The organism is Streptomyces sp. NPDC087215, assembly GCF_044744885.1.
GTDB lineage: Bacteria > Actinomycetota > Actinomycetes > Streptomycetales > Streptomycetaceae > Streptomyces.
This window is the reverse complement of record NZ_JBIUZD010000002.1, coordinates 61882-73967: the sequence shown is the minus strand read 5'-3', so window position 1 is coordinate 73967 and position 12086 is coordinate 61882. Positions and strand designations below refer to the sequence as shown.

Sequence of the window (12086 nt, the reverse complement as noted above, 5' to 3'; positions counted from 1 at the left end):
CGCCCGGGGAGTCCCGGACTCAGCCCCGGGGGCCGGTCAGGTCGATGAGTCCGGCGGCGGCGGGACGGAAGCCGCACCGCTCGTGGAAGCCGGTGAGGTGCGGCTCGAAGTCCACGTGGAGCCAGTGCGCGCCGCGCCGCCGGGGGCTTCGGCGGCGGCCCGGACGAGGGCGGTGCCGAGGCCCGTACGGCGGGCTCCGGGATGGGCGGTGGTGTCGAGCAGGAAGGCGTGCGCCCCGCCGTCGCCGATGACGTCGACGTGGCCGACGAGCCGTCCGGAGTGCCGGGCGGTCACCCGGAGCAGGCTGCGGGCGAGGACCGGCCCGAAGTCGGTGTCCCGGTGTCGGGCCAGGCCGCGCGGAAGAGCGTGTTGAGTTCCTCGCCGGTGAGGTTCCCGTCGACCAGGACCTCCACGCCGACGGGCGCGCCCGGGGCCGTACCGGTGGGGCGCGCGGCCGGTTCCGTCATCCGGAGAGGCCGGGCGTGACGGTCAGGCCGGTGGGGACGGTACGGAGGGCGATCGAGCCGTACGGGGTCCGCAGCCGCAGCCACGGGCCGGACGCGAACAGCGCGACCGTCTCGCCCGTCCCGGCGGGCGGCAGGAACCCCAGCGACTGGGCGGCGTGCACGGCGCGCAGCGGCAGGCCCGTGGCGGCCAGGGTGCGGGACCAGATCGCGCGGCCGATGAGGTCGCGCTCGGCCCTGGTGCGCCGCTCCTCGGGCAGTTCCTCGTCCCGCGTACGGAACTCGGCGACGGCGGCGGAGACGGCGCCGCGCATCTCGGCGGTGCCGGGGAGTCCGGCGACCGGCCGCCATCCGGCGCGCGGCGGGAGCACCCCGGTCCAGGGCGGTCCGGTGACGGCGTCCGGTACGGCCGCCTTGCCCGCCGTCTCGTCGACGCCGTCGAGGAGTTCACCGGCGGAGACGGTGACGTCCAGGTCGACGGCGTCGACGAGACGGGCCGTGCGGACCGCGAGGACCTCGAAGGACGGGGGGCGGCCGAAGACGGCGAGCGCCCCGCCGCCCGCCTGGAGGCGGACGGCGGCGGCCCGGTCGTAGTGGACGAGCCGGGTCAGGAAGGCGGCGAGGGCCGCCGCCTCCCTGGCGTCGTCGAAGTGGAGCGGGGCGAGCACGGTCATGCGGTGGACGTCATCCCGTCGTCGACGTACTCCTGGAGGAAGCTCCGCTCCTCGGCGGTGATCCGCCGGGGGCGCTGCGCCTCCAGGTCGAAGGGCACGACGACCGTCGAGGCCCGTACGTAGGTGACGTCCGGGTCCTTGATCTCGTACGCGATCGTCAGCGACGCCGCGCCGATCTTCGTCACCCACGACTCCACGGTCACCGGCTGGTGGCGGTGGACCAGGGGCCTCAGGTAGTCGATCTCGTGCCGGGCCACGACGGACCCGCCGGAGAACGACGGGGAGCCGTCCCCCGGCGCCAGCCGGAACATGAAGTCGATCCGCGCCTCTTCCAGGTACCGCAGGAAGACGACGTTGTTGACGTGCCCGAAGGCGTCCATGTCCGACCAGCGCAGGGGGCAGCTGTAGAGGTGTCTGGCCACTGACCTCAGCCTCGGGTGAGCTTCTTGTACGTGGCGCGGTGCGGGCGGGCGGCGTCCGCGCCGAGACGCTCGATCTTGTTCTTCTCGTACGACTCGAAGTTGCCCTCGAACCAGTACCACTTGGACTCGCCCTCGTAGGCGAGGATGTGGGTGGCGACCCGGTCCAGGAACCACCGGTCGTGGGAGATCACGACCGCGGCGCCGGGGAACTCCAGGAGGGCGTTCTCCAGCGACGACAGGGTCTCGACGTCGAGGTCGTTGGTGGGCTCGTCGAGGAGCAGCAGGTTGCCGCCCTCCTTGAGGGTGAGCGCCAGGTTGAGGCGGTTGCGCTCACCGCCGGACAGCACGCCCGCGGGCTTCTGCTGGTCCGGGCCCTTGAAGCCGAAGGCGCTGACGTACGCGCGGGACGGCATCTCGACCTGGCCGACGTTGATGTAGTCCAGCTCGTCGGAGACGACGGCCCACAGCGTCTTCTTGGGGTCGATGTTGGCGCGGCTCTGGTCGACGTACGAGATCTTGACCGTGTCGCCGACCTTGATGGAGCCCGAGTCGGGGGTCTCCAGGCCCTGGATCATCTTGAAGAGCGTGGTCTTGCCCGCGCCGTTCGGGCCGATCACGCCGACGATGCCGTTGCGGGGCAGGGTGAAGCTGAGGTCGTCGATGAGGACCTTGTCGCCGAAGGCCTTGGAGAGGTTCTCGACCTCGACGACGATGGAGCCCAGACGCGGGCCCGGCGGGATCTGGATCTCCTCGAAGTCCAGCTTCCGCATCTTGTCGGCCTCGGCCGCCATCTCCTCGTAGCGGGCGAGACGGGCCTTGGACTTGGTCTGACGCCCCTTGGCGTTGGACCGCACCCACTCCAGCTCTTCCTTGAGGCGCTTGGCGCGCTTCTCGTCCTTCTTGCCCTCGACCTTGAGGCGGGTGGCCTTCTTCTCCAGGTACGTGGAGTAGTTGCCCTCGTAGGGGATCGCGCGACCGCGGTCGAGCTCCAGGATCCACTCGGCGACGTTGTTCAGGAAGTACCGGTCGTGGGTGACGGCCACCACGGCGCCCGCGTACTTCGAGAGGTGCTGCTCCAGCCAGTTCACCGACTCGGCGTCGAGGTGGTTGGTGGGCTCGTCGAGGAGGAGCAGGTCCGGGGCCTCGATGAGCAGCTTGCAGAGCGCGACGCGGCGCTTCTCGCCACCGGAGAGGTTGGTGACGGCCCAGTCGCCGGGCGGGCAGCCCAGCGCGTCCATGGCCTGCTCCAGCTGGGCGTCGAGGTCCCAGGCGTTGGAGTGGTCCAGGTCTTCCTGGAGCTTGCCCATCTCCTCCATGAGCGCGTCCGAGTAGTCGGTCGCCATGAGCTCCGCGACCTCGTTGAAGCGCTTGAGCTTGCCCATCTGCTCGGCGGCGCCGTCCTGCACGTTCTCCAGGACGGTCTTCGACTCGTCGAGCTCCGGCTCCTGCATGAGGATGCCGACGCTGTAACCGGGCGAGAGGAAGGCGTCACCGTTGGACGGCTGCTCGATCCCGGCCATGATCTTCAGAACGGTGGACTTGCCGGCACCGTTCGGGCCCACCACACCGATCTTGGCGCCGGGCAGGAAGTTCAGGAAGACGTCGTCGAGAATCACCTTGTCGCCGTGCGCTTTACGCGCCTTGCGCATGGTGTAGATGAACTCAGCCAAGAGAAACCGTCCGGCGAAGAGTGAGTGGGCAGATACACCCCATCTTGCCTGACCGCCAGCCCCGGGAGGAAACCGGCGAGGGCGGAGGGCGGGCCCGCGCGGGGGCGCGGTGGGGGCGTACCGGCCGGTGGCCGGGGCCGTACCGGTCGGTAAGGGGGCGGAACGGGGCTCCGGACGTGCGACGACCCCGGGCGCTGGCGCGGTCCGGGGTCGGGCGGGGTCACGCGGCGGGTCCGGTGTGACGCGGATCACCTCGTGGAGGGTGGTCCCCCGGCGCCGGCGCGGGGCCGGTGCCGGGGGTCGCTGCTCAGTGAGCGGCGGCCTTCTTCTTGCGGAGGACGAACACCGCGCCGCCGCCGATCACGACGAGCGCGGCGGCGATGCCCGCGATCATCGGGGTGGCGCTGGAGCCACCGGTCTCGGCGAGGTCGCCGCCACCGGTGGTGGTGGAGCCACCGGCGGTGCCGCCCGTGGTGCCGGTCGAACCGGTGGTGCCGCCCGTGGTGTCACCGGTCGTGGTGCCCGGGGTCGACGGGGACGGGGCTGGGGTCGAGGGCTCCGTGGTGGGAGTCTCGGAGGGCTTGGGGCCGGGAGGGGCCGTCTTGCAGTCCAGGACGCCCTCGAAGGTCTCCTCGAAGCCGTTCGGGCCGGTGATGGTGAACTTGTACGCCTCGTCCTCGGCGAGCGGGACCGCGATGGTCTTCGTCTCACCGGGGGCGACCGTGTGCGAGGTGCCCTTCAGGTCGAAGGTCCAGGCGTCGTCGCCCTTGTTGGAGGCGATGACCTCCAGGCCGCCCTTGGCGCAGTCCTTGGCGACCGTGACGGCCGGGGCCGCACCCTTCTTCGCCCAGGCGGCGGACGCCTTGGCGGTGACGGTGGAGTCGCTGGAACCGGCCAGGATCAGGGTCTGCGAGGGGCCGTCGATGGAGACGAAGGCGCGGCCCAGGGAGACCTTGGTGGTGGCGGAGGCGCTCAGCTCGGCGGTTCCGTCGGCGGTGCCGGCCGCGACGTCGAAGAAGAGCTCGGCGCCGTTCTTGGCCTCGGTGACCGTGTTGCCCTGGGCGTCCACGATCTTCACCCCGGCGGGGGTGCCGGGCGCGGGCGTGATCTTGGCGGTCTCCGCGTTGGTGCTGACGGTGATCGGGCCGAGCCGGTCACCGGCCTTGCCCGCCACGGAGGAGGGAGAGAGGGAGAGGGAGGCCTTCGGCTCCTCGAGCTTGACGGCCTCCTTGAGGAGGTACTCGGTCAGCTTCTTGGCGTCCCCGTTGCGCGGGACCGCCTTCACGTCGTCCGAGAAGGTCCAGATCGCGGCCTGGGTGCCCGCGGCGGCCTCGTTCTTCGAGAGGTCGACGCCGAGCTTCGCGCCGAGAGCCTCGGCGGAGAACTTCGGGTACGCGTTCTCCAGGACCCAGAGGATCTTGCCCGCGTTCTCGTTGTTGTGCAGGGAGGACTCGCCCCAGCCGACTTCCTTGTAGTCGAAGTCGTGCTTGGCCTCCGTGCGGAGGTCGATGCAGTAGGTCTGGAGGGTGCCCCCACCCTCGACCTGCATCTTGAAGAGGCCGCCCTGGACGGACCAGGTCGAGCCGTCATTCTCGGTGATCTTGACCGAATCACGGTCGGTCATGCCGCCGAGCTTCGCCGTCACGCCGCCGGTACCGGCGGCGTCGTCGGCGAACGCCGGACCGGCGGTCGCTATCGCTCCGGCCACGACGAGGCTGGACACCAGCGTCGCGGCGGCAAGGCGGGCAACGCCGCGCCCACGAACTGAAAACATTGCATTCCCCTCCGGGCGCGCAGCTCCGCGAACATGTCGTTTCGCGTGGGGGGAGCGCACGCCAGCAGATCACAGACCCGATGGGCTCACGTGCCACATGAGTACTCGGGAATCCTAGGGATGCGGAACCCCCTGGTGCCCGGCCATGCGGTCAGATAACCATTCCGACTCGGAATCGTTATCGCATAAGCGAGTTGGTCGACAAATCTCCACAACAGAAGGTCAGGAGGCCGTCACCAAACGGGTTCCCGCCTCTCCACCGGCCTTTTCCCCGCCCTCTCCCGCGGCTTCCGGCGCCACCGCCCACGGGTCTCCGCCGGAGGCCGGAGCGAGCGCCGGGGAAGGCTCGGGCGGCGCCTTCGGCTCCGCCCGCGCCGCACGCCGGAAGGCCGCCGTTCCCCGGCTCAGATCGTGGCCCACCGTCAGCGCGGCCACATCCACGAAGGTCTTCCGCTGCCCGTCCCGCTCGTCCTCCCGCACCCGCAACCTGCCGTGCACCACGAGCGGTTCGCCCACCGAGACCGAGGCCGCGAGATTGGCCCCGAGGGAGCGCCAGGCCGACACCGTGTAGAAGCTGGTGGGCCCGTCGGTCCAGAGCCCCTGCTCCCGGTCCCAGCGCCGCCCGGTCACCGCGAAGCGGAACCTGGCGACCCCGCCCCTCACGGTGTCCCGGTACTCCACCGCCGTCGCCACATTGCCCACCAGCGTCACGGTCGTCTCGTTCATCATCCGTCCCCCGCCCTCGCGTTCACCCTGCTGTCTCTTCTCCTGTCCCCTCCATCCTGGAGGTGCCCGGAGAAACCCGCTGAGACCTGTGGACAAGCGGACGACTGTGCACAACTCCATCACCCGGGAGGGGAAACGGAGGGGGTGGGAGAGGGTGGGACGGTTGGGCGCGGGGCGAGGGGGGTGGGGTGGGTTGGGGTGGGGAACCCTGCCGAGAAGATCGCGGGGAGGGGCCGTCCCCCGCCCTCGTACGGTCGCGTCCGGGCAGTGGGGAGGGAGAGCACGGGCCCGTTGCCCGTAACCCCGTGCCTGCACCCGTGCCCGTGCCCGTACGGAGGCAAGGGCGCGGGCCCCTGCCCACCGGGCATCGGGCACCGGGCACCGGGCACCGGGCACCGGGCACCGGCTACCGTGCGCGCGTGCCCGCCCTGGTGGCGCCCAGCCGGGTCGTGCCGCCGCGTGCGCCGCCCACGATCCTGGGCGCCTGCCGGGTGCCCACCACGGTCGCGTACTGCTCCCTGACCTCCCGGTAGCGCATCAGTTCCGCCGCCACCGGGTCGAGGACGCGGGCCCGGCCGCAGGACGCGGTCGCTTCCCGCAGGCGGCGCTCGGCCTCCTGCCCGTACCGCCTGGCCGGTCCCTTCACCGCCCCCTCGCAGGCCCATTCGACGAGCGGGCCGCCGACGATCCCGGCCAGCATCACGAGGACGGGCGGCAGCAGTCCCGGTTCCACGACGCCGGCGATCTGCCCCACCAGCCAGAGCGCGCCGAAGACCTGGAGGAGCGTCATCACCGCCTGGGCGAGGACGGCGGCGGGCCACCAGGCGGGGCGGGGCGGCCGGGCCGCGGGGTCCCCGAGGTCGGCCGTCAGTTCGTCCAGGGCCTCGGGCAGTCCGTCCGCACCGCGCTCGGCGGCTTCGCGGACGGCCTGCGCCCAGGCCGCCGGGAGTCCGTGCGAGGCCTCGTCGGCAACGCTCCGCACCGCCTGTTCGACACGCTGGCGCGCCGTCAGTTCGTCCTCCGGGGGCGCCGGGCGCGGATCCACCGGGCCGTGCGCGCGCAGCCGCTCGTACCAGCGGTAGAGGCGCAGCCAGGGGGTTCCGCAGGCGCGGATCGCGCCCCGGCGCCAGACGCGTTCGGCGGCCTCGCCCGCCGCCTGGGCTCCGACGGCGACGGCGAGGCGGTCGGTGAAGACGTCCCGGGCGCGTTCGTCGAGGCCGGGGCGGCCGTCGGCGAGGTAGGAGGGGCGCAGCCGGGCGGCGGCCGCGTCGACGTCGGCGGCGAGCCTGCGTTCGGGGGCGGTGCGTTCCTGGACGAAACGGGCCACCAGATCGCGGAGTTCGCCGATGCCTTCGCCGGTGAGGGCGGAGACGGCGAGGACGGTGGCGCCGGGTTCGCCGTGTTCGCCGAGGGCGACGCCGTCCTCGTCGAGGAGGCGGCGCAGGTCGTCGAGGACGAGGTCGGTGGCCTCGGTGCCGAGCCGGTCGATCTGGTTGAGGACGACGAAGGTGACCTCGGCGTGCCCGGCGAACGGACGCAGGTAGCGCTCGTGGAGGGCGGCGTCCGCGTACTTCTCGGGATCGACCACCCAGATGACGGCGTCGACGAGGCCGAGGACCCGGTCGACCGTGTCGCGGTGGGCGGTGACGGCCGAGTCGTGGTCGGGCAGGTCGAGGAGGACGAGCCCCTGGAGCGCGGTGTCGACGGCGCCGCCCGCGAGGGGGCGGCGCCGCAGCCTGCCGGGGACGGCGAGCCGGTCGAGCAGTCCGGCGGCGCCCTCGGACCAGCTGAGCGCGATGGGCGCGGAGGTGGTGGGGCGGCGCAGTCCGGTCTCGGAGACGCAGACCCCGGCGAAGGCGTTGAAGAGCGTGGACTTGCCGCTGCCGGTGGCGCCCGCGATGGCGATCACGGTGTGCCGGGAGGAGAGTCGCTGGCGGGCGGCGGCCTCGTCGAGGACCCGCCCGGCTTCGGCGAGGGCCTCGCCGTCGACCCGCGTACGGGAGAGCCCGACGAGTTCGTGGAGGGCGTCGAGGCGGGTACGGAGGGGGCCGCCGTAGCTGCCCCCGAGGGGCGGCAGGGTGTCGGGGTCCTGCGGCTCCCCGGCACCGGTCGGCGCGTCGGAGGCGGGGACGGAGGTGGGGACGGAGGCGGGGATGCGTTCGGCGGCGCGGCGGGCGATGAGCCCGTCGTCCCAGCGACCGCCGTCACGGCTGGCGCCACGAGCGCCGTCACGAGCACTGTCACCGCCCGGGGCGCCCGGGGCGCCAGGAGCGCCGGGGTCCTGGGAGTCCCGTCCGCCCGGATTCCGCTCCGGGGGACCTTCTCGGTCGGGAGGTGGGGTGGTGGTGGTCCGGGCGGGGCGGGCCTGGGCGGGGCGGGCCGGAGTACCGGGGGCCGGGGTACCGGGGGCCGGGGTACCGGGGGGCTGGCTTCGGGGGGCCGGGCTTCCGAGGTCCGTCACGGACCCGCCCTCCCCGCCTTCCCCGCCCTCGGCCCTGCTCCCGCCCCTCTCCTCATCACTGCCTCCGCCCCTGCCTTCTCGCCGGGCATCGGCCTCCTGCCCGTCCCGACCGGGGTCCCGGTCGCGTCGCTGCTCACCGCCCGGTTCCAGGTCCACGTCCCCACGCTCATCCGCACTCACACCTACGCCCACACCCACACCGGCGTCCGCGTCCACGACGTCACTTCTCCTTCTGCAGTACGGAGAGCGCGGCGATCAGCTCCGCCTGCGGCTCGGGGGTCACGTCGAGTGCTTCGAGGGGCGCGAGACGCAGATCGCGTTCGGCGTGCAGGACCCTGTCGACGTAGGTGAGGACGAGGGCGCCGCCCTTGTCGCGCAGTCGCAGGGCGGCCTGGGCGCCGAGGAGTTCGGCGAGGCGTTCACCGGCGGGCCGTGCGCGACGGCCGCCGAGGAGGGAGGCGGCGAGGAGCGCGGCGGCGGTCTCGGGGTCGGGCAGGGCGGTACGGGAGGAGGGGGGCCGTTCCACGTCCCGTACCTCTTCCTCGGCCAGCTCTTCGAGGACGCGGCGCCAGCGGCGCACCTCCACGCCGATCCGTCCCACCGTGTCGCGGCCCCCGCCCGTGCGGGCGGGGCCGAGGGCTCCGGCGGCGGGTTCGCGGCGCCAGGCGTCGCGGACGCGCTCCTCGGCGGCGGAGACCGCGCAGTGGAGGAGTGCGGCGAGGGACTCGGTCAGGGCGTCGAGGAGTTCGTCGGCGGTGCTGTCACGGGGGTAGGCGCGCCAGCGGGTGCGGGCGTCCCCGGCGAGGACCGTGCCCCGGGCGAGCTGCTCGCGGACGCGTTTGCCCTGGGTGCCGTACGCGGCGGCGACGGCGCCGCCGAGACGGCCTGCGGCCGCGTACTGGGCGGAGACCGCTCCGGCCAGTTCGGGGAGGCGCGCGTCGAGGGAGTCGATGATGCCGGTGGCGGTGCGGAAGGCGGCCTGCTGGCGGGCGGCGGGGTCCTCGGCGCAGTGGATGAGCCAGGCGCGGAGGGGGGCGACGACGCTGTCGGGCAGCAGGCCCCTGCCGCCGCCCGCGGACTCGGGAAGTTCGGGGATGGTGAAGCGGGGTACGCCGCCGAGCCCGGCCCGGTCGAGCAGGGCCTCGTACTGGCGGGAGACCTCGCCGATGATCTGGTGCGGGACGCGGTCGAGGACGGTGACGAGGCTGGCGTCGTACTCCTTGGCGGTACGGAGCATGTGCCAGGGCACGGCGTCGGCGTACCGCGAGGCGGTGGTGACCATCACCCAGATGTCGGCGGCGCAGATCAACTCGGCGGCGAGGAGACGGTTCTCCACGACGAGGGAGTCGATGTCGGGCGCGTCGAGGAGGGCGAGACCGCGGGGGACGGAGGCGGCCGTCTCGACGCGCAGGGCGTTCTCCTGAGGGGGAGCGTCGTCGGCGTGGTGGGCCTCGTCGGTCTGCGGCAGCCAGACGCGGGTGAGCTGCGGGAGGACGCGCATCCCGGCGAACCAGTGGTGGTCCTCGGGGTGGCAGACGAGCACGGGGGTGCGGGTGGTGGGCCGGAGGACGCCGGACTCGCTGACGCGGCGGCCGACAAGGGAGTTGACGAGGGTGGACTTGCCCGCGCCGGTGGAGCCGCCGACGACGGCGAGGAGCGGGGCTTCGGGGTCCTTCAGCCGGGGCACGAGGTAGTCGTCGAGCTGCGCGAGCAGCTCGGCCCTGGTCTGCCGGGCGCGCGGCGTGCCGGGCAGGGGGAGGGGAAGACGCACGGCGGCGACCCGGTCGCGGAGGGCGGAGAGTGCGTCGATCAGCTGAGGCCGTTCGTCCAAGGTCACCACATGCGAAGAATGCCCAATTTATGAGTGTTTTTGAAGCCTATTGGGGCCCTGCGCGCCGAAGAGAAGAGTGGTGACCGGCGGCTCAGGCATAACGAGTGCACAACACCCGCCCCGAGCATGGCAAAAAGCGCTGCGCGAATCGCACCTGCCTGCGATTATCGTTCCGCTTCACCGAACCTCCACATCGTGCCACGCAGGTGAAGCAACCAGGCCAAGGCGATCGGAGCCCTATCCTTGTCCCGGCAGGCCACACCCCACCCACAAGGGGCTCCTGGCCACACGGCCACCACCCGGCCCCCGTAGCTCAGTGGATAGAGCAGGTGCCTTCTAAGCACTTGGCCGCAGGTTCGAGTCCTGCCGGGGGCGCACGACGAGAGACCCTCCTTCGGGAGGGTCTTTTCGCTGGTCGTGGCTGGTTTCGAGCGGCTGGGCCGGGGCCGCGAGGGAGTGACCCGAGTGGCTCGATCTGTCCGGCTGAAACCGATCAGAAGCGGCTCCCGGCGGCCGACCGGCCCGAAAACGGCCCGAAGTTTCGGGCCGCCCACTGGCCGCCTCACTCTGCCCCGCGCGCCTTCCGCTGACGATCTTCCCCCGGCCGAATGACCGTCAGCTGCCCCTCGACTCCAGTCGGCAGGCAGGCACGCTGCACGGGATGCGGCGAGGCGAGCGAGGAAGCGAAGACGGCGACCAGCTCATGCGGCACGCTGCTGCTGAAGGTGGCGCACCACAGGTAGGTCCCTCCGACGACGGGCTCTGCCCACGCCTGCCAGCCGAACCTTCCGGGCCGCAGGTCGGCGTCACGAACAAGCGGGGGCACCTCCTCCAAAGAGATGCCGGCCGAGAGCCCGAGGGCGAGGGCAGCGGTCTGAGGACGGTCGATGTCGCGAGCCCACCCCTGGGCGCAGACCGCTTCCACGACGGTCTCGGGTCCGTCGAAAGAGAACGTGGGCTCCGTGCGGGCATCAAGGGCCAGAAGGAAGTCGGTCAGCGCCTCGTGAGGGACGCCGGCGGTGAAGTACGCGTTCCATTCCGCCAGGGCGCTGTCCGGACAGGTCCGGGCCGAGACCTGCCAGGCGACCGGCAGGTCGCCCAGCTCGAAGGGGCAGGCGGCGCGAGTCCACTCGGCACCGCTCAGCCCGTCGGGACTCGTGTAGAGCAAGGTGTCGCGTGCGGTCGGCCACATCCGCCAACCGGCGGACGAGAGGGCGGCGCCCACCTGGTCGGTGAGAGCCTCGTCGTCGCCCGCCAGATGGCGAGGGGTGACCCAGTACACCGGGTCAGGGTGGGGACGGTCGTCGTGATGGTGCAGGTACAGGGCGCCTCCATGCAGTTGAGGTTCTCGGCGGTCGTCCACGTTGACATGGGTCCGAGGCCGCATCCAGTCCTGTCGACTACTTCCTCGTCTGCCTCCGGCGAACTGACACGGCAGAGGGACTCGGCCGTGTCCGAGCCCCTCTGGTTCCTGCACCGCACCCGCTCGTGGCGCCTGTCAGACGCAGTGTGATGATCCGCCCCCATGACTACCTGGCTCCATCACACCGACTCCGCCCGCTACGCGCTCATCCCGGAGGAGCTCCGTCCGACACGGCAAGGGATCGAGGCCGACGAGGTGATCGATTAGTACGTCGCGGCCCTGCGCCTGGCCGGCCGCGACGTCCTGACACTCGGAGCCGAGCCGCTGTCCGCCACTTGGCTCGCCGAGCACCTCGCGTTCGCACGCTGGTGCTACGCCGACGACGACACAGGCCTGATCCCCGCCGTCCAGGACGCCGCAGTATCCGACAGCTGGAGGGACGTCTACTCCCTCGAACTCGGGGGACGATACGTCCTGGCCGACGCCGCCTACGAGGGAGACAGGGTCATCGGCTCGCTGCGGGATACTCAGCGGCAGGCGGAGGCGCTTCGCGTCGAACTGCTGCCGGGCCACTACCAGGTCCAGTCGCTGACCATCGACCCCGACCCGACCACACAGTTCATGCTGGACCGGCTGCTGCCCGAGTAGCCAGTCCCTGGGCTGCTCCTGCTTTGACGGGATGCGGTCTGGGGCTACGACAA

At 72.2% G+C, this 12086-nt stretch carries 11 protein-coding genes and 1 tRNA gene; 2 read left to right on the top strand and 10 right to left on the bottom strand.

Features of this window, described 5'->3' with window-relative positions; genetic code table 11:
* Window positions 1-36 precede the first annotated feature (36 nt).
* From ACIO92_RS05035 to ACIO92_RS04995, 9 genes are all read right to left on the bottom strand, one after another.
* On the bottom strand, window positions 37-294 hold the full coding sequence (locus ACIO92_RS05035; RefSeq protein WP_366440624.1) for a GNAT family N-acetyltransferase: 258 nt from the start codon (window positions 292-294) through the stop codon (window positions 37-39).
* A complete protein-coding gene (locus ACIO92_RS05030) occupies window positions 291-467 on the bottom strand; it encodes a hypothetical protein (RefSeq protein WP_402282276.1) in 177 nt (58 codons plus the stop codon). Before ACIO92_RS05030 ends, ACIO92_RS05035 begins: the two co-directional genes overlap by 4 nt.
* Complete coding sequence (locus ACIO92_RS05025) at window positions 464-1138, bottom strand: hypothetical protein (protein ID WP_366440626.1); 675 nt, start codon at window positions 1136-1138, stop codon at window positions 464-466. Before ACIO92_RS05025 ends, ACIO92_RS05030 begins: the two co-directional genes overlap by 4 nt.
* Complete coding sequence (locus ACIO92_RS05020; protein ID WP_366440627.1) at window positions 1135-1560, bottom strand: thioesterase family protein; 426 nt, start codon at window positions 1558-1560, stop codon at window positions 1135-1137. The genes ACIO92_RS05025 and ACIO92_RS05020 overlap by 4 nt, the downstream gene beginning before the upstream one ends.
* 5 nt (window positions 1561-1565) lie before the next feature.
* Window positions 1566-3230 carry an energy-dependent translational throttle protein EttA gene (ettA, locus tag ACIO92_RS05015; protein ID WP_366440628.1) on the bottom strand — a complete coding sequence of 555 codons (1665 nt, stop codon included), beginning with the start codon at window positions 3228-3230 and terminating at the stop codon, window positions 1566-1568.
* A gap of 307 nt (window positions 3231-3537) precedes the next feature.
* A complete protein-coding gene (locus ACIO92_RS05010; RefSeq protein WP_366440629.1) occupies window positions 3538-5004 on the bottom strand; it encodes an LAETG motif-containing sortase-dependent surface protein in 1467 nt (488 codons plus the stop codon).
* A gap of 222 nt (window positions 5005-5226) precedes the next feature.
* On the bottom strand, window positions 5227-5730 hold the full coding sequence (locus ACIO92_RS05005; RefSeq protein ID WP_402055692.1) for a single-stranded DNA-binding protein: 504 nt from the start codon (window positions 5728-5730) through the stop codon (window positions 5227-5229).
* Window positions 5731-6136: 406 nt separating this feature from the next.
* A complete protein-coding gene (locus ACIO92_RS05000) occupies window positions 6137-7909 on the bottom strand; it encodes a GTPase (RefSeq protein ID WP_402282497.1) in 1773 nt (590 codons plus the stop codon).
* Between the two features lie 502 nt (window positions 7910-8411).
* A complete protein-coding gene (locus ACIO92_RS04995) occupies window positions 8412-10022 on the bottom strand; it encodes a dynamin family protein (protein ID WP_366440681.1) in 1611 nt (536 codons plus the stop codon).
* Window positions 10023-10324: 302 nt separating this feature from the next.
* Here ACIO92_RS04995 and ACIO92_RS04990 point away from each other — a divergent pair.
* A tRNA-Arg gene (locus ACIO92_RS04990) sits at window positions 10325-10397 on the top strand.
* 187 nt (window positions 10398-10584) lie between these two features.
* Here ACIO92_RS04990 and ACIO92_RS04985 read toward each other — a convergent pair.
* Window positions 10585-11304, bottom strand: coding sequence for a DUF317 domain-containing protein (locus ACIO92_RS04985; protein ID WP_402282272.1), 720 nt, complete (start codon window positions 11302-11304; stop codon window positions 10585-10587).
* A gap of 360 nt (window positions 11305-11664) precedes the next feature.
* Here ACIO92_RS04985 and ACIO92_RS04980 point away from each other — a divergent pair, with 360 nt between their 5' ends.
* Window positions 11665-12033 (top strand): Imm21 family immunity protein, encoded by a 369-nt coding sequence (locus tag ACIO92_RS04980; RefSeq protein ID WP_402282495.1) that lies wholly within the window; start codon window positions 11665-11667, stop codon window positions 12031-12033.
* Window positions 12034-12086: the final 53 nt, after the last annotated feature.

What these genes read in the sequence shown, in the direction of transcription:
- ACIO92_RS05030 (WP_402282276.1), bottom strand. Translation starts at nt 467, where the DNA reads ATGACGGAACCGGCCGCGCGCCCCACCGGTACGGCCCCGGGCGCGCCC.
- ACIO92_RS05025 (WP_366440626.1), bottom strand. Translation starts at nt 1,138, where the DNA reads ATGACCGTGCTCGCCCCGCTCCACTTCGACGACGCCAGGGAGGCGGCG.
- ACIO92_RS05010 (WP_366440629.1), bottom strand. Translation starts at nt 5,004, where the DNA reads ATGTTTTCAGTTCGTGGGCGCGGCGTTGCCCGCCTTGCCGCCGCGACG.
- ACIO92_RS05005 (WP_402055692.1), bottom strand. Translation starts at nt 5,730, where the DNA reads ATGAACGAGACGACCGTGACGCTGGTGGGCAATGTGGCGACGGCGGTG.